The following is a 22,654-nucleotide window of genomic DNA, read 5'->3' as shown; positions in this document are numbered from 1 at the left end:
TATGAATATCCCGTGGGTGCGGCAGAAATTTCTATCCCAGATGTTTCGGGGGCACTCTTGAAGCGGTCAGGTTATCCTGGCCGTTTTTTATTTGTACAGTCAGGTAGTGTGAATGGCTGTGCAGGTGGGAAGCGTGGTAATATGAAAGGTGCAGGGAGGGACCGCCATTGTTTATTGAACAGGAATATTACCTCTGGAAAATGGCTGACTATATGGTCCAGGTTCAACATTTCCAGGTTCTCCATGTGAATACGAATCATGGGGAGATATGGCTGGAGAAAAAAGTGAATAAAAAAAACCATGTGTTCAGGCTTTCCCATAAACAGCTGAATTGGAGAAATGAACTGGCGAGGGAACTGGAAACCGGGTATCGACAGCTCAATCAAAACCGGTCTCTATTTCGCGGAGGGAAGCTTGAGTTTCATATGGTATTCGTATCTGAACATCCTCCTGTTGACGAGTGGGAAGATACTGTAAAGGGGTATAAGGATCAAAAAATCCCATTGCATTTGTATTATATGAATGATGAAAACAAGGAGCAGGCACTGGCTGACCTTTTTCAATCACTAGACATCGATAAGCCTGAAATCAACCGGAGTATAAGGGAAGAGGAAATGGAAGCTTCCCTTCCTTATATGAAGCATCAGCTCGTGAAAAAACAGAAAGATCAAAGAGAGGCTGCAGCTTCCATTTTTGATTACGGTCGTCCCCGATTGACCTATGTTCTGTTAGCCGTCAACATTTTGGTCTTCCTTTATCTGGAGATCATCGGAAGCACAACCTCCATTGAAACGTTGATTTCCTATGGTGCCAAATATAACCCGGCAATTATGGAAGGAGAATGGTGGCGGATCTTTACGTCGACCTTCCTTCATATTGGCTTCATCCACCTCTTTATGAACATGCTGGCCTTGTATTATTTAGGTTCTGCAGTAGAGAGGATTTATGGCACGGTGCGTTTTGCGGTCATCTATTTTGCTGCCGGCCTGTTCGGAGGGATGGCAAGTTTCATGATGAATCCTTCGGTCGCTGCCGGAGCTTCGGGAGCTATCTTTGGGTTGTTTGGCGCCCTGTTGTTTTTCGGTGTTCAGTACAAGCAGCTGTTCCTCCGGACGATGGGGTATAACCTCATCGTGATTATCGGGATCAATATTGCTTTTGGTGTGATGGTTCCTCAAGTGGATAACGGCGCCCATATTGGCGGATTAATCGGAGGATTTACTGCGTCTGCAATGGTTCATATGCCGGCGCATTCCATGAAAAAATGGCAGCCCGCTGCTGCTCTGCTTTATATTGGAGCCATGGCAGCTATGGTATATCTTGGCATCACAGGCGTATTTAATGGGGAGCAGTCCAGGGTGGTTGTTGAGGAAGTAAGCGAGTTGAACGAACAGCAGTCCTACGGGGAAGTAATCCAACGCACCACCCAGGCTCTTGAAGACCCGCAGGGCTATGAGGCAGACCTTCTTTTCCACAGGTCCTATGCCTACCTGCAGTCCGGAGAGTCGTCAGAAGCCAAGGACGATCTCGAGCAGGTCATATCCATCGCGCCGGATCTGGCAGAAGCCCACTACAACCTGGCCCTTCTGCTTCAGCAGGATGGTGAATTGGAAAAAGCGGCTGAACGGGCGTCCACAGCCGCTGAATTAAATCCGGACAATACAAACTTTCAACAGTTGAATGAAGAATTGGCTCAATAATATTGAATGAGCTGATGTTTTTTTCCTGTATCATCTTCGTACAATACAATTAAATGCTTCCCATCCTTGTCGAACAGAATCAGAGGAATGTAACTTTGAATCGGATGCGATGATTTCGTATCGCTGATACCCAGCACATAATTTTTATACAGCCCTTCCCATAGTTGGCCTTTGATGCGTTCAGAATCAGCTTCATTTGTCCCGGGGAAGGGCTTGTTATGATAATCCGCAAGTTCTGTAAGAGCGACTGCTGTATATTTGTCCCGTGGAATTTGATAATGGGTGATAAGGTCCTGCCACTGGGCTTCAATCTGTTGGTCAATAGAATGATCGAGCCTTTGTTTCCATTCCTTTTCCTCCTCAGTCTCCGGTTGCTTAAAAGCGGTTCGGAGCGAGTGGGGGGAATCGATGACGTACAGTTCATCCTTGGAGGTGGCCTGCATGCTCTTTATTTCATTTTCCCCTTCATGAACCTCTCCGTGGTGAAAGGAAACCGCCTGATATTTTTGACTGTCTTCGCCATGGAGCGACGTTTCTTTTTCAATGACGTCTGCATTCTCCTTCCACTTCGATACAACCCCTTTCAATCTTCCATTCACGTAAAGCAGGGAAACGTCCTGCCTCAAATACACAGGACTTTCACTTTTGGAAGCTACCTTCCAGGATACTTTGTATTCATCCTCGTCTTCCTCAGCGTCATAATCAAGAGCGGTTCCAAATGATTCGAATATTTCCGATTGATCGATTGGGAAATATTTGATGACGGGCTGCTCTCCAGTCTGGGTGAATAATGCCAGGGCGACTGCCAGAGTCAGCGGGCCCAGCACCCAGTAGATCCACACTTTTTTCATTCGACTCTCTCCTTGGCCTGTCACAATCTTGAATTAGTAAAGGATATGTATTGAAAAAGCAGGACATGCCTCTGACTGGAACTTCTACATGAACCTCTGCGCATGAAATCGGGGGTTTGTAGGAAAAATAAAAGATAGCACAGGAGAGTGTAAGGAGGCAGGCGCGTGGAAGAAAAGAAAGATCAGCGATTGTTTGACAGTTATGAAGAAAATGTAGCGTATATGAGAAAACGACTCGGCGTGGACGAAAGCTTTGATATGGTTCATCTGGACCTGGTATATGCCGGCCGGGGGATGTCCTTGTTCTTCATCGATGGCTTTGTGAAGGATGATATTCTTCACTATTTAATGAAGCTGTTGTCTCGTCTGGAGCCAGAGCAGCTCGATCCCGATCCTTTAGATAAATTATTGAAAACCCATCTTCCCTATGTAGAACTGGGGCAGGAAAAAGATATGAATCAGGCGGCCAATCTCGTTCTGGGAGGACCGACAGCCCTTCTTGTAGAAGGGGTCGACGAGATCATTATCATTGATGCCCGGACCTACCCCGTACGCGGGCCGCAGGAACCAGATCTGGAAAGGGTTGTCCGTGGCTCCAGGGACGGCTTTGTAGAAACGATTATTTTTAACACCGCCCTGACAAGAAGGCGTGTGAGGGACCGGTCCTTACGAATGGAGTATCTGCAGGTCGGAAGAAGATCGCTGACAGATGTCTGTATCTGTTACATCAAGGATATTGCCGATACAGATCGAGTGGATCATCTGAAAAGGGTGCTGCAGGAGATCGATACGGACGCTCTACCTATGGCGGAAAAGACGATCGAAGAATATATCAGTGGGCAGCATTGGAACCCCTACCCGGTCATTCGTTACACAGAGCGGCCGGATACAGCGGCCGCCCACTTGTATGAAGGACATATACTCGTCATTATTGATGGATCTCCAAGTGTCATGATTACTCCGGCAACGTTCTGGCATCATATGCAGCATGCGGAGGAATACAGGCAGAAACCATTGGTGGGGGCTTATTTACGGTGGGTCCGCTATTTTGCGTTTTTTGCATCTATTTTTGTTCTGCCCCTGTACTTCTTATTTTCAAAAAATCCAGACCTGCTTCCGGAGTCCCTTTCCTATATCGGTCCAACAGAAGCGGGAACCATCCCATTACTTGTGCAGTTCCTTTTTGCTGAAATTGGAATAGATATGCTGCGGATGGCCGCCATCCACACCCCGTCTTCTCTGGGGACAGCTCTGGGGCTCGTGGCTGCCATATTAATCGGACAGGTCGCCGTGGAAGTCGGGCTCTTTTCAAGTGAGGTCGTGCTGTACCTCGCCCTTGCTGCGGTTGGGACGTTTGCTACACCAAGTTACGAGGTCGGTCTGGCGGACCGCCTTTCCAGGCTCGCGCTTCTCTTGGCTGTGGGACTTTTCGGACTTAAAGGGTATGTGATCGGGATTACGTTCTGGCTGATTTACCTGACGCGGATGCAGACGTTCAAAACCCCGTATCTCTGGCCGTTTATGCCGTTTTCCTGGAAGCCCTTAAGAGATGTGCTGCTGCGTTCGCCCATTCCTTTGAAAAACAGACGACCCGCCTTTCTTCACCCGAAAGACCCTGACCGCTGACGGCCGGGGTTTTTCTGCATTTTCAATTGGACCGACTCTTGCTATAATAGGAACTGGTGATAAAATATGAAAACGATTTATGATGTTCAGCAGTTTTTAAAAAAATTTGGAACGATCATATATATTGGTGATCGGACAGCAGACTTAGAAATGATGGAAGATGAGATCCGGGAGCTCTATCAATCCCAGTGTATGACAACAGAAGACTTTCAGATGGCTTTATTGCTGCTCCGCAGTGAAATTGCCCGGGAGAGAGACCGGCAGGAGGGGGACAATCGACGATGAGCGGACAGGTGTACATAGGTGCTGATATTGGCGGTACAACGATTAAGCTTGCTTTTATTAACGAAGATGGACAAATTATGAAAAAGTGGGAAGTTCCGACGAATACGGATGACAAAGGGGCGGCCATTCCTGAAGACATTTCCGAAGCCGTAGAGCAGGTCCGGGCGGAGCTGGGCATCAATCCGTCACAAATTATGGGGATCGGGGCAGGAGCTCCTGGATTTGTGGAAACTTCAACTGGTTATATCCACGAAGCTGTAAACATAGGCTGGAAAGATTTTGACTTCGGTCGAATTTTAAGTGGACTGACGGGCTATGACGTTTGGGTCGATAATGATGCCAACCTTGCAGCGCTCGGAGAGAACTGGCTCGGGGCAGGGCGCGGATGTAAAGAACTCATCGCGGTTACGCTTGGAACTGGAGTAGGCGGAGGTGTGATCGCCAACGGCAGTGTATTGAATGGGGCGAATGGAACAGCAGCAGAACTCGGCCACGTAACGGTCATCCCTGAAGGCGGGGCCCCTTGTAATTGTGGGAAGACCGGATGTCTGGAAACAGAGGCGTCAGCTACAGGGATTGTTAGAAAGGCGAAAGTGGAAGCGGAAAACTATGATGACTCTGCTCTTCATTCCTTTATTCAATCCGATGAGCTTACAGCCAAAGATGTCTTCCAAGCTGCTGCGGAGGGAGACGAAGCGGCATCGGTTGTTCTTCATCAGGTAACCGACGTGCTTGGAATGGCAATTGCCAACATGGCAATCGTTATCAACCCTGAGAAAATTGTCATCGGTGGTGGGGTTTCACAGGCTGGTAATCAACTGCTGAACCCCTTGAAGACGGCGTACCGTAAATATGCCCTTTCCCGAACAGCGGAAGCGTCCACTTTTGAATTTGCAGAACTTGGAAATGATGCCGGGGTTATCGGTGGAGCGTATTTAGTGAAAAAGAACAAATAAAAAACTGGAGCCTTGTCGGCTCCAGTTTTTTTGTGGGGATTCGGCTCATAGAAAACATTCTTCATGTTGAAGGAGGCCATTATAATGAAATAGGTAGATAGACCTTATCAAAACTGGTAAAATCAGGGTAATAAAATTTGAAACTTTTATGGTACAATAGACGTCATATATAAAGTGACGGTTTAATATTGATAATAAGTGGAAAATGTAAAGTTAAATAATGGCTATGGTTAAAAAGTGTAAAGATATGGCCATAGATGTACTAGAGGAGGAACCACCATGCAATTGAGAAATATTCGCATGCCTTTATTTATGATTGCTACGGTTTTATTTGGTATTAAGACATACATCGTTTACCGATTTATGTTTGATTTATCGATTGAAAACCCCATGCAGGAATTGATCCTGCTGTTTAATCCGATTGCGAGTGCCTATTTGATTTTCGCCATCAGTGTATGGATGAAACCTAAGAATCAAAGGAAATACTTACGGTGGACCGTGCTTCTCGGTTCTTTTATTTTGTTCGTGAACTTGATCTTCTATCGGAATTTCACTGATTTCATTACCATTCCTGTATTGTTCCAGGGGAATAATGCAGCGGACTTAACAGGGAGTTTCCTTACGCTTCTGCATATCGAGGATATTTTCATTTTTGCCGATGCAGCCATCGTCTGGTACTTGAGCAGACAGAGGTTTGATTTGACTGTAAAGCTTCCTAAGCGTGGGAAGATCGCTGCAACAGCCGTCACTTTTCTGCTGCTGGCCGGCAATGTCGTCCTTGCTGAAATTGAGCGTCCGATGCTGTTTGTGCGTGCCTTTGACCGCGAGTATCTCGTCAAAAACATAGGCATCTTTAACTACCACGTGTATGATGCGACCATGCAGACAAAAACGAGAGCGCAGAGAGTATTCGCTGATGGTAGTGAAATCAGTGAAATCGAGTCTTATCTTCAAGAGAAATCACCGGATGAAGCTGATAAGGATGCTGATTTGTACGGAATCGCTGAAGATAAAAATGTGATTTTCGTGAGTGTGGAATCTTTCCAGCACTTTTTATATGATTCAGAAATCAATGGAGTAGAGACCACACCTTTCCTGAACGAATTGAAGGAAAGCAGTGATACGGTTACGTTTGAAAACTTCTATCATCAGACTGCTCAGGGGAAAACGTCTGACTCAGAATTTATCGTGGAAAATTCGTTGTACCCTCTTGGCAGGGGAGCGGTGTACTTCACCCATGCCGGGAATGAGTACCATGCGCTTCCTGAAATTCTCAACAATGAAGGATATGAAACATCTGTTTTCCATGCTAACAATGGAAGCTTCTGGAACAGGGATGTGATGTATGACAATATCGGATACGATGAGTTCCACGATGAACAGTCCTTTGACGTGACACCGGAAAATTCCTTTGGATGGGGACTTGAGGATAAGGCGTTTTTCGAGCAGTCGATTGATTATTTGAAAGAGCAGGAGCAGCCGTTTTACAGCAAGTTTATTACGCTGACCCACCATTTCCCATTCGAACTGCCGGAAGAAAAAGCGCATATTGACAAATACGATTCCAATTCCAATACGTTGAATGCATACTTCCAGACAGCCAGGTATACAGATGAAGCGCTGGAACAGTTTTTCCAACAGCTGAAGGATGCGGATCTTTATGAGGATTCCATTATTGTTATGATGGGTGACCACTACGGCATCAGCGATTTTCATAATAAAGCGATGAGTCAGTTCCTTGGAGAAGAAGTGGATCCATTCGTTCAAACACAGCTGCAGCGTGTCCCGTTCATGATTCATATCCCAGGGTATGAAAATGGGGGCGTGGAGAATAAGGTCGTCGGGCAGATTGATGTGAAACCGACCCTGCTGCATTTGCTGGGGGTTGATTCCGGAGGAGATATGACCTTTGGTGACAACATGTTCTCTGAGAAGAAAAAAGATTTCATCGCCCTCCGTGATGGCAGTTTTGTGACGGAAGAGTATGTCTATACCAGTGAGACATGCTATGACAGGGAAACAGGGGAACCGTTGGAAGAAGGGCAGGCGGAAGCTTGTGAACCTGTGAAGCAGGAAGTGGACCAGGAGTTGAACTACTCTGATAATATTATTTACGGAGATTTATTCCGGTTCTATGATTTTAAATAATGAGAAAAGCTTGTACAGTTGAACTGTGCAGGCTTTTTTTCTGCTGCATAAATGTCCTATCAGGAGGGTAAAGATAGGCAGATAGATGAAAAAGGGGGAAGGGCTGTGTTTCGTTTTGAACATGTCAGCCAGCAGCCGCTGGAGGATTTGAATTTTACAATAGAAAAAAAAGATCAAGTCATTTTATTCGGTCCATCAGGAGCTGGAAAAAGCACGCTGTTATTTTTATTGAACCGACTGAATGATCCCGGGAAGGGGACCATCTATTTTAAAGATGCGCCTATCTCTGAACACCCTGTAACGGAATTAAGAAAAAAGGTGGGGCTGGTCCTGCAGGCTCCGAATTTGTTTCCGGGGACCGTTCTGGACAATTTGAAATATGGTCCCAGCCTTTTTGGTGAATGGCAGGAAGAGGACGGCAGGAGGCTCCTGGATTATGTCCAGCTGCCATCCAGCTATTTGGAAAGGGATGTCGATCAACTGTCCGGAGGAGAAAAGCAGCGGGTTTCCCTGGCAAGGACACTTGCGAATTCACCGGATGTCCTGCTCCTGGATGAACCGACAAGTGCACTGGATTACCGGACGGCTGAAGAAATCGAGGAAGTGTTGGAAGAGCTCATACAAGAACACGAACTGACGATGGTGATGGTTACCCATAATTTGAATCAGGCCCGGCGGCTTGGAACGCGCGGCCTTTTTGTTGCTGACGGAAAGCTTCAAGAGGATGGAACCATCCCGGAAATGTTGGAAAACCCGAAAACGGAACGACTCCGTGAATTTTTGGAACAGTAAGGATGTGGTGAAGGTTGGCTCCTGAAATATCAAATCAGTCATTATTATTTTTAGTGATCTTTGTCATCGTCCCGCTTGCTTTGTCTTATTTTTATCAGCTTGGAGTCAGTAAAAGTGTGTTGTGGTCAACATTCAGAGGGACGGTGCAGTTGTTTGCCATCGGCTACATATTAACCTTTCTATTTGAACTCCCGGCCTCTTATGGTATTCCTCTTATGCTCTCGGTTATGATCATCATCGCCACTTTTCATGCCAGGCAACGGGGAAAAGAGCTGCCTTATGTCGGCTATGTCTTATTCGCCGGTCTGGTTGCGATTGAGGCAGGAGTGCTCGGTCTCTGGCTGATCTTTGACATGATCCAGTTTAAGCCCTCAGAAGTCATCCCGATGAGCGGGATGGTCATTGGGAACAGTATGACAGCCATGGGACTGGCTCTCGAAAGGATGAAGAGTGAGTTCAAGGAAAATAATGGTCGGCTGCTGGCGGCTTTATCACTCGGAGCGGAGCCGAAGCAGGCCTCACATTTAATTGTACAAAAAACACTGCATGCTTCATTGATCCCAAACGTAGACCGGCTGAAGACCATTGGTCTTGTACAGCTTCCCGGAATGATGACGGGTTTGATACTCGGAGGTGTATCGCCGGTTATGGCGATTAAATATCAGCTTGTGATTTCCCTGAGTATCTTTTCTTCTGTATCCTTAAGCTCTATGTTTATTACGCTCGCTATGTATAGGTATTTCTTTAACAGGGAGAAGCAGCTGCTCCAGTCGGAAGAGGAAATCCGCAGTTCCAGATCCTAAAAAAAGCAGGCTCTTCATCAGAAGAGCCTGCTTTTTCATTTAAGCAAAGAGATTGTACCAGATTGTCATGACAGAGAACCAGCCAAAAACTAAAGCTGAGGCCCCTGCAAAAAGGACAGCGAAAAAGTTTTTTGTTTTCAGTTCGCGGAAAATTGCAAAGACACAAAGAATTGTAACAAGTAATAGAAGAATAGCTGTTACCAAATTCAGCACCTCCCGGCTCACTTTTCTTTATTATCATCCCAAAACCATGGATGTTATACTATATGTAACGAACGTTGATACTCATATTTTATAGTATTATAAGGAAAATGTCGAGTTATCTCTCCGTATTTTCTGAAAATCAAAAAGAGGTGGATCCTATGATGAAAATTTCCCGTCTTCCCTTAGGACCGGTATCCACAAACGCTTACATTATTCATGAGAATAAAAAAGCGCTGGTTATCGACCCCGGCGGTGATTACAAAAAGCTGGAAAGTTATCTCCAGGAAAGAGAACTGGACGTGAAAGCAGTCCTTCTGACACATGCCCATTTCGACCATATCGGTGCCGTCGATGAGGTGAGGAAGGCCTATGATGCTCCTGTGTACATACACGAAAACGAAGCCGGGTGGCTTGGAGATCCTGAGAAAAATGGTTCCCAGCTGTTTGGGCTTGGCCGGATAACAGCGGCTCCCGCGGATGAGTTCCTTAAGGAAGGGCCAATGGAACTGGAAGGCTTTCCGTTTGAAGTGCGTTTTACTCCCGGTCATTCACCGGGCAGCGTGTCCTTTGTGTTTAGGAATCAAAGGTTTACCATCGCGGGTGATACACTCTTCCAGCGCGGCATTGGGAGAACGGACCTTCCTGGTGGAAGCCGGGAGGTGCTGGAGGACAGCATCCGGACGCAGTTGTTTTCGCTGCGGGCGGATATGCGGATTTTCCCCGGACATGGCCAACCGACTACAGTGGGCGAAGAGATAGAGGAAAATCCTTTCCTTAACTAAAAAAAAGCTGTTATCCATGGAACTGGATAACAGCTTTTTTTCTAGTGTCCACCAAACCCCGGTACCAGAATAAACGAACAGTAGTAAGTAAAACCAATCATAAAGACTGTCAGGTATGAGAAAAATATGTACACATACATACGCTCTGACAGCTTAAGATACCCAATAGTAAGGAAAAAAGCCGTTTGAACTAGTGAAAGTAGAGATGCTTCCACCATATCACCGGTATAAAACATGACAGCGAAAATACCTGTCCAAAAGGCCAGAACTCGAAACATACGATCCATGCTTTTTTCCCCCTCCTTTTCTGTCGTTAAACCATCACCCATATTATATACGACCCTGAAATAATTGTAAATAAAACGGATACATGTTCCTTTGTGTAGTATGTGTATATCCATTTACACTTACTCGTAATCGTCCTGATTCAGTGTGAACTCTTTACCTCATCTGATCTTTTCATGGATCTTGCTTGTATTTTTCGATGAGTGCTGCGTAATTATGCAGAAAAATGCCTTATAATTGTGAACATTTTATGTCAAGTGAAGAAATGTGTTTAAAATATTGTACAAAGGTTATACAATCACTGTACAACAATAAATAATACACAGCGAGGAGAGCTGAGCATGGAAGAGTTGAAATTTTATACCTACCCGAGTTGCACGTCCTGCCGACGCACGAAGTCATGGTTAAACAGTCAGGGGGTCGTTTTTAACGAACAGCACTTGTTCCGTGAAACTCCTACAGCCGATGAACTGAGACAGATTCTCGCCCTTACAACAAATGGAATTGATGAAATACTAGCTAAAAGAAGCAAGGAATTCAAAGCTTTGGATATTGATGTAGACGACCTTTCCCTCAATGAATTTTTGAACCTTGTGATTGAAAAACCGAAATTGCTGCGCCGTCCGATTTTGACAAATGGCGAAAAGCTTGTCATTGGCTATGATCCTGAGGGACTGCGTGGAATTACAGATAAACGCGTGGAATACACAGAAAAAATTTCATGAACTTACTTAATGGTGCACCTGAATGGAGGTGCATTTTTATTTGTCTGGATATTGGTAAGTGACAACATATTTACTTCCCGATTGGTTCACGGATAATTCCCAGCTGCACTTCCATAAGGCTTCGGTTTCTTTCCTGCATTCCGCAGCGGCTGTTCCGTTCGCGGTGCGGTAGGAATAGGGAAAAACCGCCTCGCTATCCGGTACCTGTGCCAGCTCAGTGTTGATGTAGTGCCGTGCTCTCTCCAGCAGATGCTTTTTTGTAATGCCATATTGGTGGCTTTGTGTAAGCCTGTAGTGGTTTTCAAAGGAAGCAGCTGTGTATGATACAAGAAGGACAAAGACAAGGGTAACCATCAGGACCCAGGGGAAAATCATACCGGATTCACTTTTTGTGAGGCAGGTGAACCACCTCTTCAAAGGTTTCCTCATTTGTTAAACCCACCTCTACAGATACTGTAAAGTCCTTTTCGGTATACGACAGGTTTTTAACGTTTTCCAGAAGGATTTCGTATCCCTTTCCATTTACCGTACGTTTAATCGTGGAGCCATTTTGGGAGATTTCGATAGTCCGGTCATCCTTGTCTGTAACGACAAGGACGTCCCGGGTGAAGGTATACGTCTTGGACTGACTTACCTCCTCATAAAGAACATGGGTGAATTGTTCCGCAGCAAATTTCTCTGTATAGCTGCTCATACCTTTAATGAGAAGAAAGACGGGACTGATGAAGGCTGTTACGATTGTCAGGAGTGTCAGACTTAGAACAACTTCCGTGAAGGTATAGCCCTTATTCCGGCGGAACATCATACAGGCAGAATTCATTTTCGCGATCATTGATATCCTTCCAATAGGCACAGCCCGTGCCACCGCCTTCCTCTGTGAATATCAGTGTGACTGGAATTTGAATTTGATACACTTTTGTATAAGGATAGGGCCGGTTCTCTTGGAGGTGAAGGTGATATTCATTGTATAAAAGGGAAACAGCTTCCCGTTCCCATGAAAGAGCAGCCCGGCCGTTTTCGAGTGAGATAAGAGCCGGGAAGAGGGTGAGAAGCAGCACCAGCAGGACACTGAACGCTGTAACGGTTTCCAGAAGAGTGAACCCGTTAGAGTTCCTCAATTCTCATCCTGCTCGTCCCAAAAGGGAACGTGATTTTATACGTAGCATCAAGTGATGAAATCCTCATCGTCCCGGCTTTCCGGATGGTCCCCTGCTGGTTGAAGTAAACGTTATAGGGAAGTGTCAGCATTTCAATCGTCCACCCTTCAGGCAGTGTAGTTTTTGTGATGGTTTCCCTGTGAAGGGAGTCGTAAATGTAATAGTATCCCCGGCTTGTATTAAAACGGAGTGAATGGTACCCATGATCGTTCATGGATAAGTGTTGAATGAGGTATACATCTTCCTTGAATTGTTCCAGGACCTGCGTAGTCTTCACTTGCTCATAAGTGGAGTGGTGGATCGGAGTCAGGCAGAGAATCAGCACAGACCATGTGAGCAGGACGAGAAGCGTTTCTGTCAGGGTAAATCCTTTATTCCCCCGCAGCGTCCACTACCTCACCGTTTGTAATGGTCAGGGCTGTACCATCTGGACATTCGGTTGTCTTGATGTATTCAGCTGTTTTCAACTCTTCGATGGTCGGAACAGCATTGTTTTCGACTTGATAAGCTTCCATCTGAGCTTCCACCGTCACTTTTAAGGCGTCACACCCTTTAGTTCTGATATTTTCTGTGTTCTGCGACAAGTTGGGGATGGTGATGATCAGCAGAACAGAAATCACGAGCAGAACGATCAGCATTTCTATCAGCGTAAACCCTTTTTCATTTTTCCACATAGGTCGATCTCCTTTATTTATAATTGATTCATCCATTGGTAGAGGGGCAGCATAATAGCGGCGTAGACCATTACAATGACAAAAGCAATGCCGACAAAAAAGACAGGCTGGATCCATTGGATGGATTTCTGGATTTTTTCCTGCATGAGGGTCATGAGAAACTCCGAGAACAGATCCAGTTCGTGCATGAGAGCTTGCATATCATTGGTATGATGGAACACATCCGTCAGTTCTTTTCGTAACAAACGGCATTGGTGAAGGGAAGCGGATATGGTGCTCCCTTCAGACAGGTTTTCGAGAATATTCGTACAATAGTAGGACAGGATGTCATGCTGCTTGTGCTCCTTGACGAGCATGAGGGCATCCTTCAGAGGGAGTCCGGCTTGGAAAAGGGAGGCCAGATGGGAGGAAAAGAGAAAAGAAAGCCTGTAGGAATGATACATACGCAGTGGAGCAAATCTTTCGATTACCTGCATTTTTTTCTCAAACGGCAGCATTGGAATGAAAACAGCGAGCCCTGCTCCTAGAATAAAGATAGCGGCAAACAATATAGCAGCGGTGTTTAAGCCATGGTTCATAAGGTGCATAAGCGTCAGAGAAGAACTTTGCTGATCAGCAAACAAGGTAGTGAAATTAGGGATGATCGTCCTTTTCATAATGATAAAAGTAAGGAAAAGGAACAGAAGAAGGAAAACGGGGTAGCGGACAGCCGCGAGAAATTTCTCCTTGTATTCTTTCTTCATAAGCAGAAGTTCACGGCACTGTTTAAACGTTTTTGGCAGGTCATCCTGGTACTGACTGAAGGAGAGGTACTGGGTGACGGTATTGGAAAAATGGGCTTTCTCCAGCGCAAGGCTTAACGTGTCACCTCCTTTCAGCACTTCAATCAATTGATGACTGACTGGCTGGAGGCGCGCGTCCCATCCTGTCATAGAGAGGGACTCGAGCAGGGGGTATCCTTTTTCGAGGATATGACTCAACCTGTGAAAAAAATCGATCTGCAGTTGAATGGAAGGGCCCGGTGTTCGTTTAATCGGCCATTTCTTCCCTAGAAATGAAGCCGAGCGCATAAGCTTTCCTCCTTAGTTGTTCGAAAGTATAAATAGAGGAGGGACTCCCGTTCAGAGCCCGGAGCAGCTGACTGCCCTCCAGTGTTTCAAGGATGGCCGCACGTTTAGGAAGGCGGTCTTTTCCAGTAAGGGAAACCAGCTGCTGAGCGGCGATGGCCAGGAGTGTCTGTTCCATTTCCACTTGTTGAATGTTCATTTCCCTCAGCCTGTGCAGGGTTCCCTCGGCATTTTTAGCGTGGATTGTACTAATGACGAGATGCCCGCTTAAGGCCGCTCGGAAGGCGAATTGAGCGGTTGCCTGATCGCGTATTTCACCAACCATAAGAAGATCAGGATCATGTCGGAGGGCTGCTTTCAACCCGGTATCATAGGTGATGCCCGCACGCTCATTCACCTGTACCTGAATAAGGTTGTTAATATTTTTCTCAATAGGATCCTCGAGTGTGATGGCCTGATACGAACTCTGCGTCATCAAGGCTTGAAGAAGGGCATATAAAGTGGTGGTCTTTCCACTGCCGGTCGGTCCTGTGAATAAAATCATGCCGCTGCGGTGATGAAGCCATCGTTTCAATCGTTTTCCTTGATGAGGGAAAAGAAATAACTGTTCCAGCGGGGTATGATCCATAGGATTGAGGATTCGGACAGCGAGGCTTTCGGAGTCCTGGATAGGAAGCGTAGAGAGACGGAGGTCAAAGAGGCTGCTGCCGGAGCGGTGTTGAAAGGTCCCGTTCTGCGGACGTTTCTGCTCACCGATATCCATCCCGGAAGTGAACTTAAAGTAGGAGAGTGTTTTTTGGTACAAAGGCATAGGAAGACTGGAGTGGAAAATTCTTTCGCCATGGATCCTGAAATAAATGGAGCATGATTCGCGGTAGGGGGAAAAGTGGATGTCCGAGGCGGACTGCTGAACTGCGGAGACGATCAGGTCATAAGCATAAGTCGCAATGGATTTCAAAGGGTTATCACCTCATTTATATCGTGGTTAAATAGAAGTATTCGACATAAAGTGAAAATATCCTGCATGAAAATAGGAAAGGGGAACAAAATGATTTATTTAATTGGTTTTATGGGAAGTGGAAAATCAACCATCGCTTCAAGGCTTGCAGAGAAACTACAGTGCTCCTGCATAGAAATGGATGAAAGTATCGAAAAGCAGGAGGGAATGACTATCCCGGAAATGTTTGCTCAGCATGGCGAAGGCTATTTCAGGGAAAAAGAACGGGATTTTCTGCGAGGCTTAGAGGATGAAGCCGTTGTTTCCACCGGAGGCGGTGTCATATTGTCCAAGGAGAACCGTGAGATGATGCGGGAGGGCACCGTGATCTACCTTCATGCCGGATGGGACACCATTGTGAATCGATTGAAAAATGATACATCCCGGCCGTTATGGTCAGGGGATGAATCGGAGAAAAAGCAGCGTTTTGAAGACAGGCTTACCCTTTATAAGGAAGCCGCTCATTACGTGGTTGTCGTGGACGATAAAGCTCCAGAAGTCATTGCTGAGGAGATTGCCGCACGTCTAAAATGATGAATTCCCGGGCATACTATTTGTAATTGATGCTTAAAAGAGGGGATTTTATGAACCAAAATGACTATGTGAAGTTTTTGACGGAGGAAATGGTCAAATACATGCAGCTGTCCAAAGAAGAAAAGAAACAGAGAAAGCGGGAAAAACCTTCAAAGAAATCGTCTGTTTACTGGTTTGGATTAATTCCTCTTGCTATACGCATGTTCAAAAGGAAACGGAACATCTCCCATCATTAAAAAAGCCGCTGTTCATCAGCGGCTTTTTTGATGGATCCACGGAGCACTTGTTTCCTGAGAAATATAAAACAAACCACCATTGACCACTTCAAGCTTAATGCAGGGCTTATAGCGGGTATCCATCTGGTCACGTTCTTTCGTAAACGACTCGAGATCGATGTCTTCCGACGCATAAAAGGATTCAAGCAGCGCTGTTTCTCTTTGTAAATGCTGATGTGATTCCACCGCCCATTGATTATTTTGTGATGAAATATACGTCTCCACGTGCTTTTCCATCCGTCTGTATGCGTTGGAAAGAGAAATGACAGGCGTCATGGGGAACGTATAGTCTGATACAGTGTTTCCGAACGGGACCGTTTCCAGTTTTTCCATCATCTTTAACATCATCGTTCCATGAATGAGATTCAATCCGATGGAAAGTGGTTCATCCCGTGCCTGTTTCCCGCGGTAATGCAGCAGGAAGTTGACGACAAGCCACGGACTTACAGCTGTATGGCCTGCATTCTCCGGCGGGATGCGCTCATACAGCCGGGCAGTCTTTCCTTTATTGATGGCTGTTTGATAGAGGGCATGCAGTTTAGGTGTTCCGGCATGAAGGTAGATGCCTTGTTTCTGACTGCCATCGGTCTGGGTGAACGTGAGGCGCATCGGTTCGCCTTCGCGGTTCATCTTTTTCATATAGTGCCAGTAAAAGGGGCGGTTCATGATTTCTTCATCCATTTCACTCGTCAACTGGACGGTGAAATGAGTGGGGCCTTTTTCAAGAACCGGACAATTATAGGCAGCGAAAAAATGTTCAACAAATGCAGCGTAGGGGTGGGGAACACTCAACTCGATTCTCTCCTTTCATTAACCGTATGTTCAACGTAACTGACAAGATTTTTTAACTTAATGTCCATTTCCCCCTGACTTTCGGACTGTTTGACAATCGACTGTATCTGCTGCTCAAACGTCCCGCCGGGAATCTGCTCGAGAATGTGATCCAGATCCCCGACCGCATTCTTAAAGACCTCAATTTTTTCATACAACATCTTCATAATGTGGTCCTCAATCGTGTTTTCTACAGCAAAATTATAAATATTCACATCATATTTTTGTCCGAAACGATGAATTCTTCCAATGCGCTGTTCAAGACGCATCGGATTCCAGGGGAGATCATAGTTGATCATATGGTGGCAGAACTGGAGGTTGATGCCCTCTCCGCCTGCTTCTGTAGCGACCATCACCTGTGCTTTGTTTTGAAAAAGCTGTTTCATCCAGTCACGCTTGCTCTTATTAAATTTCCCGCTGAATGGAACAGATGTGATTCCATGCTGCTGTAAATACCACTGCAGGTAAAACTGGGTGGCTCTGTATTCGGTGAAAACGATGAATTTCTCATCTTTTTCCTTTATCAGATCCACCATACGTTCAGCTTTAATATGGTGGGGAAGCCGGCCGAGCGCCTCGATGAAATCATCATAAACCGCTTGTCTTTCAGGTGGGGCTTTCTTCTTCAATTGGGTTAGAGACATGTAACAGGCTTCCCTTGAAGAACACAGTTCTTTGGCCAGGGTCAGCCATGTGAACGAAGGATGATCAGCTTTTAACTGTTCAAGGGATTGATATAGTTCGGCTTCTTCATTTGTAAATGTCAGTCTTTCATTCCTCACCCTGCGTTTAGAGGAATCAAGCCCTGTATCTTTTCTGCGGTTGCGGATCATCAGCTGACCGACAAGGGAGTGAATATGCTGGATATGCTCTTCTTCCCGGGCATGCTTTTGATATTTCTTTTTAAAGTCCGTCAGGTTTCCTAAATATCCGGGCTTCAGGATGGATACAAGGTTAAATAAATCACTCAGCTTATTCTGGATGGGGGTGGCTGTGAGAAGAAGGCAGTAGGTCTTTTTTAAAGACTGGACAAACTGATAATTCTTCGTTTGATGGTTCTTCAGCTTATGGGCTTCATCAATGATGATAAAATCGTATTCCTGGGAAAGAATCTCTTCTCTGTGATGGTCCCTTTTAGCCATATCAATGGATGTAACCGCAACATCCCACTCTTTCCAGGACGCCTGCTTTTTTCTCGGGGATGCAGCCTGGATGTAGAATTTTTCATTCAATTCCTGAATCCACTGATTAACGAGGGATGCAGGAGTAAGAATGAGCACTTTTTCAGCTCGGCCTCGAATCATGTATTCTTTTAAAATCAGCCCGGCTTCCAATGTCTTTCCGAGTCCGACCTCATCAGCCAGAATCGCACGGCCGTTCATGTGATGAACGACGGTTTCCGCGGCTTCTATCTGATGATCCATAAAGTCTACATGAGGAAGGTGATCAAGTGCCAGCAGACCTCCGAATTCCGGCACGGTTTTGAATTGGGCAGCCTGGTAGGCCAGTTTAAATCCTTCCCAGGAGGCCAGATGTTCCGATTGGTCAAGATGGCTGGACAGAGAGTGGATGAACGTTTGATCTGGATGAATGGTAAACATGGAAACAACCCTCCGGATTCCGATATTTTAAGATTGTGAATTGTTGTAGAATTTTCGTGTTCTTTGCCGGACACGCATGATATAATGAACGGGAAATGAAGTGTCATCCATACATTACACGATAGTATGCCCGGTAAAATCTAGGAAAATACAAACGCGAATGACTGCAGAGGGAGAGACCCTTGTAAGGGCGCCGAAGGAGCAAGCAGAATTGTGAATCTCTCAGGCAAAAAGACCTCTGCAGGACGCAGCTCTGGAGAGCGTCTGCCTTCTACGGGCGGACCACCCAAGAAGCAAACACCCTCCACAGGTGTGAAACTTTCTGGTTCACGGACAGAGACTCCCGCTTATAGCGGAGGAGTCTCTTTTTTTATGGGCGGAACGACGTAAAGGAGTGGTTGAATTGACAGAATTGAAACGAACACCTTTATATCCCGAGTATGAAAAGCTTGGAGCGAAAACCATTGATTTTGGAGGCTGGGATCTGCCGGTGCATTTTTCCGGCATTAAAGAGGAGCATGCAGCGACAAGAAATGCGGCTGGTCTTTTTGATGTGTCTCACATGGGGGAAATCATGATCGAAGGATCCGACAGCCTGGCTTTTCTACAGAAAATGCTGACGAACGATGCTTCAAAGCTCGTCCCTGGAAAAGCACAGTACACGATTATGTGCTATGAAAATGGAGGGACGGTTGATGATTTGATCGTTTACCACCTTTCTGAAAACACGTATCTGTTAGTCGTCAATGCGGCGAACAGGGAAAAGGATTTGGAATGGCTTCAACGTCACGCCGAGGGCGATGTGTCTGTGAGGGATGTTTCTGATACGTATGTTCAACTGGCTGTTCAAGGGCCAAAAGCAGAAAAGATTCTTCAAAAGCTCACGGATACCGATGTGTCCGCCATTAAGTTTTTCCGATTTGAACAGGGCGTTTCCCTTGATGGAGTGCAGGACAGCGCCATTGTTTCCCGCACAGGTTACACAGGGGAAGATGGATTTGAAATCTACCTTCCTTCAGCTTCAGGGCCGGATCTCTGGCAGGTTCTATTAAAAGCAGGTGAGCCGGAAGGGCTGCGTCCGATCGGTCTCGGTGCAAGAGATACGCTCAGGTTTGAAGCGAACCTCGCTCTTTACGGACAGGAGTTGAGCAGTGATATTACGCCGATTGAAGCCGGTCTGAATTTTGCCGTCAAAATAAAAAAGGAAGAGGATTTCATTGGGAAGGAAACTCTCGTTAAACAGAAAAAAGAGGGGCCCGAGCGGAAGCTGGTCGGTATTGAAATGCTCGATAAAGGTATTCCGCGTACTCATTATGAGGTCTATGACAGCGATGAGAAGATTGGTTTTGTAACAACAGGGACCCAGTCGCCGACATTGGGTAAAAATGTCGGACTCGCTCTACTTAACCGTGCGTATACAGAGGAAGGGACAGAAGTAACGGTTCAGGTTCGGAAGAGACGCCTGAAGGCCAGGGTCGTCCCGACACCTTTCTACAAAAGATAAATACCTGAGGGGGATGGAACAATGGAATTTCGATATTTGCCTATGACGGAAAAAGATAAAAAAGAAATGCTTGAGACCATCGGTGTCCAGTCATCTGAAGAATTGTTCGCTGATATTCCTGAACGCGTAAGGTTTCAAGGTGATTTAAATATTAAGCCGCCGAAAAATGAATACCAGTTGATGAAAGAACTGGCGGATACAGCCGATCGGAACGTCAACCTCAAATCCCATACGTCATTTCTTGGAGCAGGGGTTTATGATCATTACATTCCTTCCATTGTTGACCACGTCATATCAAGGTCTGAATTTTATACGGCTTACACCCCTTATCAGCCGGAAATATCCCAGGGGGAGCTGCAGGCGATCTTTGAATTTCAAACGATGATTTGTGAATTGACAGGCATGGATGTCGCCAACTCTTCTATGTATGATGGCGGGACAGCATTGGCCGAAGCCGTTAACCTTGCTGCTGGACAGACGAAAAAGAAAAAAGTGCTTGTATCCAAAGCAGTCCATCCAGAATCTCTCGCTGTGATTCATTCCTACGCCAAGGGACCGGGGGTTGAAATCATCGAAATCGACCACAAGGAAGGTTTGACAGACCTTGAACAGCTGGAACATCACCTCGATGAAGATACAGCTGGAGTGGTCGTTCAATATCCTAATTTCTTCGGTCAGGCGGAGCCGCTTGATTCCATCCGCCACCTCGTAGACAAGCAGAAAAAGGCGATGATGATTACTTCAAGCAATCCGCTTGCGCTCGGGTATTTAACTCCGCCTGGTGCGTTTGGCTCTGATATTGTCGTCGGCGATGCTCAAGTGTTCGGAATCCCTGCCCAGTATGGCGGTCCGCACTGCGGTTATTTTGCAACAACGAAAAAACTGATGAGAAAAGTGCCCGGCCGTCTAGTGGGCCAGACGGTGGATGAGGGTGGACGCAGAGGTTTCGTCCTTACCCTTCAAGCGCGTGAACAGCATATCCGCCGGGATAAGGCGACTTCCAACATATGTTCCAACCAGGCATTGAATGCACTGGCTGCTTCGGTCGCTTTGTCGTCCATAGGGAAGCAGGGATTGAAAAAGATGGCGGCGATGAACATTAAGAAGACGTTATACATGAAACAACAGCTTCAATCCCGGGGCATCGAAGTTTTGTATAAGGGAGCCTTTTTCAATGAACTGGTCATCCGCATGAAGAAGCCTGTGAAAGAGATCAATCAGCAGCTTCTGGAGAAAGGATTTATTGGTGGGTATGACCTTGGACGTACAGATGAACGTCTGGCAGGCTGTATGCTGATTGCGGTTACAGAAATCCGTACAAAAGAAGAAATCGACACCTTCGCAGGGGAAATGGGGGATTTGAATGGCTAACCAAGACTTTCCATTGATTTTTGAATTGAGTCAGGAGAGCCGCACTGGGTTCAGTCTTCCTGAACTGGATGTGCCGGATACCGATATTGATGAGATGTTTGAAGATAAGTATGTGAGACAGGACGCACCTCATCTGCCGGAAGTCAGCGAGCTGCAGATTATGCGGCATTACACAGGTCTGTCCAAACGTAACCACGGGGTGGACTCCGGGTTTTATCCTCTTGGATCGTGTACGATGAAATACAATCCGAAAATGAATGAAGATGTAGCCAGACTGGCCGGCTTCAGCCATATCCATCCGTACCAGCCGGAGGAAACGGTTCAGGGGGCGCTCCACCTCATGTATGATCTTCAGGAAACGCTCGCGGAAATTACAGGTATGGATACCGTCACGCTTCAGCCTGCGGCAGGTGCTCATGGCGAATGGACAGGACTTATGATGATTCGTGCCTTCCATGAGGCGAATGGTGATCATCAGCGGACAAAAGTCATTGTGCCTGATTCGGCCCACGGTACGAACCCTGCCTCTGCTACGGTAGCTGGGTTCGAAGCCGTGACGGTAAAATCAGACGAGCGGGGATTAGTGGACCTTGAAGACCTGAAGCGTGTCGTAGACGATCAGACAGCTGCACTGATGCTGACAAACCCGAACACGCTCGGTCTGTTTGAAGAGGATATTGAGGAAATGGCGGCCATCGTTCATGAAGCGGGTGGCAGACTGTATTACGACGGCGCCAATCTGAATGCTGTATTAGGGTATGCAAGGCCGGGAGACATGGGCTTTGATGTTGTCCACTTGAACCTGCATAAGACTTTCACAGGCCCTCACGGTGGCGGTGGTCCGGGATCAGGTCCTGTAGGTGTAACGGCAGAGCTTGAGCCGTTTCTTCCCAAGCCGATCCTTACGAAAAAAGACGGCTGGTACAGATTCGATGATGATCGTCCACGTTCCATCGGCCGGGTGAAGCCCTATTATGGGAATTTCGGAATCAATGTGCGGGCCTATACGTACATCCGCACAATGGGACCGGAGGGATTGAAAAAAGTAAGTGAATACGCCGTTTTGAATGCCAACTATATGATGCGCAGACTGCAGGAAGCATTCGATCTTCCTTTTGACAGGCACTGTAAACATGAATTCATTCTGTCGGGCCGCCGTCAGAAAAAACTCGGCGTACGAACACTGGATATGGCTAAACGCCTGCTTGACTTCGGCTATCATCCGCCGACGATCTATTTCCCGATCAATGTGGAGGAAGCGTTGATGATTGAGCCGACGGAAACGGAATCCAAGGAAACTCTTGATGACTTTATCGATCGTATGCTTCAAATAGCCAAGGAAGCAGAAGATGAGCCGGAGACGGTTCAGGAAGCTCCTCATACGACGATTGTCAGCCGGATGGATGAAACCCAGGCAGCAAGGAAGCCTGTTCTCCGCCACCCGATGGAGTAGAGAAAAACCGGCCCCCTTCGTGGGGAGCCGGTT

General features: G+C 46.4%; 26 protein-coding genes and 2 riboswitches. Of the genes, 14 read left to right on the top strand and 12 right to left on the bottom strand.

The window, feature by feature from the left end; translation table 11 throughout:
• Positions 1 to 167 precede the first annotated feature (167 nt).
• Positions 168 to 1,700: a rhomboid family intramembrane serine protease gene (locus ACXAGL_RS00295; RefSeq protein WP_474989377.1), complete on the top strand. Its 1,533-nt coding sequence runs from the start codon at positions 168 to 170 to the stop codon at positions 1,698 to 1,700.
• Here ACXAGL_RS00295 and ACXAGL_RS00290 read toward each other — a convergent pair.
• The gene (locus tag ACXAGL_RS00290; RefSeq protein ID WP_474989375.1) at positions 1,694 to 2,551 is read right to left on the bottom strand and encodes a hypothetical protein; all 858 of its coding nucleotides are present in this window, start codon (positions 2,549 to 2,551) and stop codon (positions 1,694 to 1,696) included. The genes ACXAGL_RS00295 and ACXAGL_RS00290 overlap by 7 nt on opposite strands.
• A 222-nt stretch (positions 2,552 to 2,773) precedes the next feature.
• Here ACXAGL_RS00290 and ACXAGL_RS00285 point away from each other — a divergent pair, with 222 nt between their 5' ends.
• From ACXAGL_RS00285 to ACXAGL_RS00260, 6 genes are all read left to right on the top strand, one after another.
• Positions 2,774 to 4,177 carry a spore germination protein gene (locus tag ACXAGL_RS00285; protein WP_281658387.1) on the top strand — a complete coding sequence of 468 codons (1,404 nt, stop codon included), beginning with the start codon at positions 2,774 to 2,776 and terminating at the stop codon, positions 4,175 to 4,177.
• Positions 4,178 to 4,243: 66 nt separating this feature from the next.
• Positions 4,244 to 4,462, top strand: a complete 219-nt coding sequence (locus ACXAGL_RS00280; protein WP_027955399.1) for a YqgQ family protein — start codon at positions 4,244 to 4,246, stop codon at positions 4,460 to 4,462.
• Positions 4,459 to 5,418 carry an ROK family glucokinase gene (locus tag ACXAGL_RS00275; RefSeq protein ID WP_474989373.1) on the top strand — a complete coding sequence of 320 codons (960 nt, stop codon included), beginning with the start codon at positions 4,459 to 4,461 and terminating at the stop codon, positions 5,416 to 5,418. Before ACXAGL_RS00280 ends, ACXAGL_RS00275 begins: the two co-directional genes overlap by 4 nt.
• Before the next feature lie 279 nt (positions 5,419 to 5,697).
• Positions 5,698 to 7,566, top strand: a complete 1,869-nt coding sequence (locus ACXAGL_RS00270; RefSeq protein ID WP_474989371.1) for an LTA synthase family protein — start codon at positions 5,698 to 5,700, stop codon at positions 7,564 to 7,566.
• A 105-nt stretch (positions 7,567 to 7,671) separates the two neighbouring features.
• A complete protein-coding gene (locus tag ACXAGL_RS00265) occupies positions 7,672 to 8,358 on the top strand; it encodes an ABC transporter ATP-binding protein (protein ID WP_474968989.1) in 687 nt (228 codons plus the stop codon).
• Between the two features lie 14 nt (positions 8,359 to 8,372).
• Positions 8,373 to 9,161, top strand: a complete 789-nt coding sequence (locus ACXAGL_RS00260; protein ID WP_474971233.1) for an ABC transporter permease — start codon at positions 8,373 to 8,375, stop codon at positions 9,159 to 9,161.
• Between the two features lie 39 nt (positions 9,162 to 9,200).
• Here the strand turns inward: ACXAGL_RS00260 and ACXAGL_RS00255 are convergent, their stop codons facing one another.
• Positions 9,201 to 9,365 carry a DUF2759 domain-containing protein gene (locus ACXAGL_RS00255; RefSeq protein ID WP_084163120.1) on the bottom strand — a complete coding sequence of 55 codons (165 nt, stop codon included), beginning with the start codon at positions 9,363 to 9,365 and terminating at the stop codon, positions 9,201 to 9,203.
• 158 nt (positions 9,366 to 9,523) lie between these two features.
• On the opposite strand from ACXAGL_RS00255, the gene ACXAGL_RS00250 reads away from it, so the two are divergent.
• Positions 9,524 to 10,147: an MBL fold metallo-hydrolase gene (locus ACXAGL_RS00250; RefSeq protein ID WP_474989369.1), complete on the top strand. Its 624-nt coding sequence runs from the start codon at positions 9,524 to 9,526 to the stop codon at positions 10,145 to 10,147.
• A 41-nt stretch (positions 10,148 to 10,188) separates the two neighbouring features.
• Here the strand turns inward: ACXAGL_RS00250 and ACXAGL_RS00245 are convergent, their stop codons facing one another.
• Positions 10,189 to 10,434 carry a DUF2626 domain-containing protein gene (locus ACXAGL_RS00245; RefSeq protein WP_027955405.1) on the bottom strand — a complete coding sequence of 82 codons (246 nt, stop codon included), beginning with the start codon at positions 10,432 to 10,434 and terminating at the stop codon, positions 10,189 to 10,191.
• 339 nt (positions 10,435 to 10,773) lie between these two features.
• Between ACXAGL_RS00245 and ACXAGL_RS00240 the strand changes: the two genes are divergently transcribed.
• A complete protein-coding gene (locus ACXAGL_RS00240; RefSeq protein ID WP_474968986.1) occupies positions 10,774 to 11,157 on the top strand; it encodes a Spx/MgsR family RNA polymerase-binding regulatory protein in 384 nt (127 codons plus the stop codon).
• A gap of 36 nt (positions 11,158 to 11,193) precedes the next feature.
• Here the strand turns inward: ACXAGL_RS00240 and ACXAGL_RS00235 are convergent, their stop codons facing one another.
• Genes ACXAGL_RS00235 through comGA form a run of 7 tightly spaced genes read right to left on the bottom strand, consistent with a single transcriptional unit; the run spans position 11,194 to position 15,013 of the window.
• Positions 11,194 to 11,532 (bottom strand): hypothetical protein, encoded by a 339-nt coding sequence (locus tag ACXAGL_RS00235; RefSeq protein WP_474989367.1) that lies wholly within the window; start codon positions 11,530 to 11,532, stop codon positions 11,194 to 11,196.
• 7 nt (positions 11,533 to 11,539) lie between these two features.
• The gene (locus ACXAGL_RS00230) at positions 11,540 to 11,989 is read right to left on the bottom strand and encodes a competence type IV pilus minor pilin ComGF (RefSeq protein WP_474989365.1); all 450 of its coding nucleotides are present in this window, start codon (positions 11,987 to 11,989) and stop codon (positions 11,540 to 11,542) included.
• Positions 11,943 to 12,275, bottom strand: coding sequence for a prepilin-type N-terminal cleavage/methylation domain-containing protein (locus tag ACXAGL_RS00225; protein WP_474989363.1), 333 nt, complete (start codon positions 12,273 to 12,275; stop codon positions 11,943 to 11,945). The genes ACXAGL_RS00230 and ACXAGL_RS00225 overlap by 47 nt, the downstream gene beginning before the upstream one ends.
• The gene (locus ACXAGL_RS00220) at positions 12,262 to 12,639 is read right to left on the bottom strand and encodes a competence type IV pilus minor pilin ComGD (protein WP_474968982.1); all 378 of its coding nucleotides are present in this window, start codon (positions 12,637 to 12,639) and stop codon (positions 12,262 to 12,264) included. Before ACXAGL_RS00220 ends, ACXAGL_RS00225 begins: the two co-directional genes overlap by 14 nt.
• 46 nt (positions 12,640 to 12,685) lie before the next feature.
• Entirely contained in the window at positions 12,686 to 12,988 is a 303-nt protein-coding gene (gene comGC / locus ACXAGL_RS00215) for a competence type IV pilus major pilin ComGC (protein WP_474968981.1), read from the bottom strand.
• A 17-nt stretch (positions 12,989 to 13,005) separates the two neighbouring features.
• Positions 13,006 to 14,058, bottom strand: coding sequence for a type II secretion system F family protein (locus ACXAGL_RS00210; protein WP_474989361.1), 1,053 nt, complete (start codon positions 14,056 to 14,058; stop codon positions 13,006 to 13,008).
• Positions 14,018 to 15,013 carry a competence type IV pilus ATPase ComGA gene (gene comGA / locus ACXAGL_RS00205; protein WP_474989359.1) on the bottom strand — a complete coding sequence of 332 codons (996 nt, stop codon included), beginning with the start codon at positions 15,011 to 15,013 and terminating at the stop codon, positions 14,018 to 14,020. The genes ACXAGL_RS00210 and comGA overlap by 41 nt, the downstream gene beginning before the upstream one ends.
• A gap of 90 nt (positions 15,014 to 15,103) precedes the next feature.
• On the opposite strand from comGA, the gene ACXAGL_RS00200 reads away from it, so the two are divergent.
• Together ACXAGL_RS00200 and ACXAGL_RS00195 are read left to right on the top strand one after the other, a co-directional pair.
• Entirely contained in the window at positions 15,104 to 15,586 is a 483-nt protein-coding gene (locus ACXAGL_RS00200) for a shikimate kinase (protein WP_474989357.1), read from the top strand.
• Between the two features lie 50 nt (positions 15,587 to 15,636).
• Positions 15,637 to 15,822, top strand: coding sequence for a YqzE family protein (locus tag ACXAGL_RS00195; RefSeq protein ID WP_474968977.1), 186 nt, complete (start codon positions 15,637 to 15,639; stop codon positions 15,820 to 15,822).
• Positions 15,823 to 15,837: 15 nt separating this feature from the next.
• Here ACXAGL_RS00195 and ACXAGL_RS00190 read toward each other — a convergent pair whose 3' ends face one another.
• Together ACXAGL_RS00190 and ACXAGL_RS00185 are read right to left on the bottom strand one after the other, a co-directional pair.
• A complete protein-coding gene (locus tag ACXAGL_RS00190; protein WP_474989355.1) occupies positions 15,838 to 16,653 on the bottom strand; it encodes a YqhG family protein in 816 nt (271 codons plus the stop codon).
• On the bottom strand, positions 16,650 to 18,293 hold the full coding sequence (locus tag ACXAGL_RS00185) for a DEAD/DEAH box helicase (RefSeq protein WP_474968975.1): 1,644 nt from the start codon (positions 18,291 to 18,293) through the stop codon (positions 16,650 to 16,652). Before ACXAGL_RS00185 ends, ACXAGL_RS00190 begins: the two co-directional genes overlap by 4 nt.
• 160 nt (positions 18,294 to 18,453) lie before the next feature.
• Positions 18,454 to 18,541: riboswitch (glycine riboswitch) on the top strand.
• A gap of 3 nt (positions 18,542 to 18,544) precedes the next feature.
• Positions 18,545 to 18,632: riboswitch (glycine riboswitch) on the top strand.
• A 64-nt stretch (positions 18,633 to 18,696) separates the two neighbouring features.
• Here ACXAGL_RS00185 and gcvT point away from each other — a divergent pair.
• Genes gcvT through gcvPB form a run of 3 tightly spaced genes read left to right on the top strand, consistent with a single transcriptional unit; the run spans position 18,697 to position 22,621 of the window.
• Positions 18,697 to 19,797, top strand: coding sequence for a glycine cleavage system aminomethyltransferase GcvT (gene gcvT, locus ACXAGL_RS00180; protein ID WP_474970416.1), 1,101 nt, complete (start codon positions 18,697 to 18,699; stop codon positions 19,795 to 19,797).
• 21 nt (positions 19,798 to 19,818) lie between these two features.
• Positions 19,819 to 21,168: an aminomethyl-transferring glycine dehydrogenase subunit GcvPA gene (gene gcvPA, locus ACXAGL_RS00175; protein WP_474989353.1), complete on the top strand. Its 1,350-nt coding sequence runs from the start codon at positions 19,819 to 19,821 to the stop codon at positions 21,166 to 21,168.
• Positions 21,161 to 22,621: an aminomethyl-transferring glycine dehydrogenase subunit GcvPB gene (gene gcvPB, locus ACXAGL_RS00170; protein WP_474968973.1), complete on the top strand. Its 1,461-nt coding sequence runs from the start codon at positions 21,161 to 21,163 to the stop codon at positions 22,619 to 22,621. The genes gcvPA and gcvPB overlap by 8 nt, the downstream gene beginning before the upstream one ends.
• The last annotated feature ends 33 nt before the right edge of the window (positions 22,622 to 22,654 follow it).

It is taken from the genome of Halobacillus sp. ABA4_118 (assembly GCF_056160205.1).
This window is presented reverse-complemented; position numbering and strand designations above follow the sequence as displayed.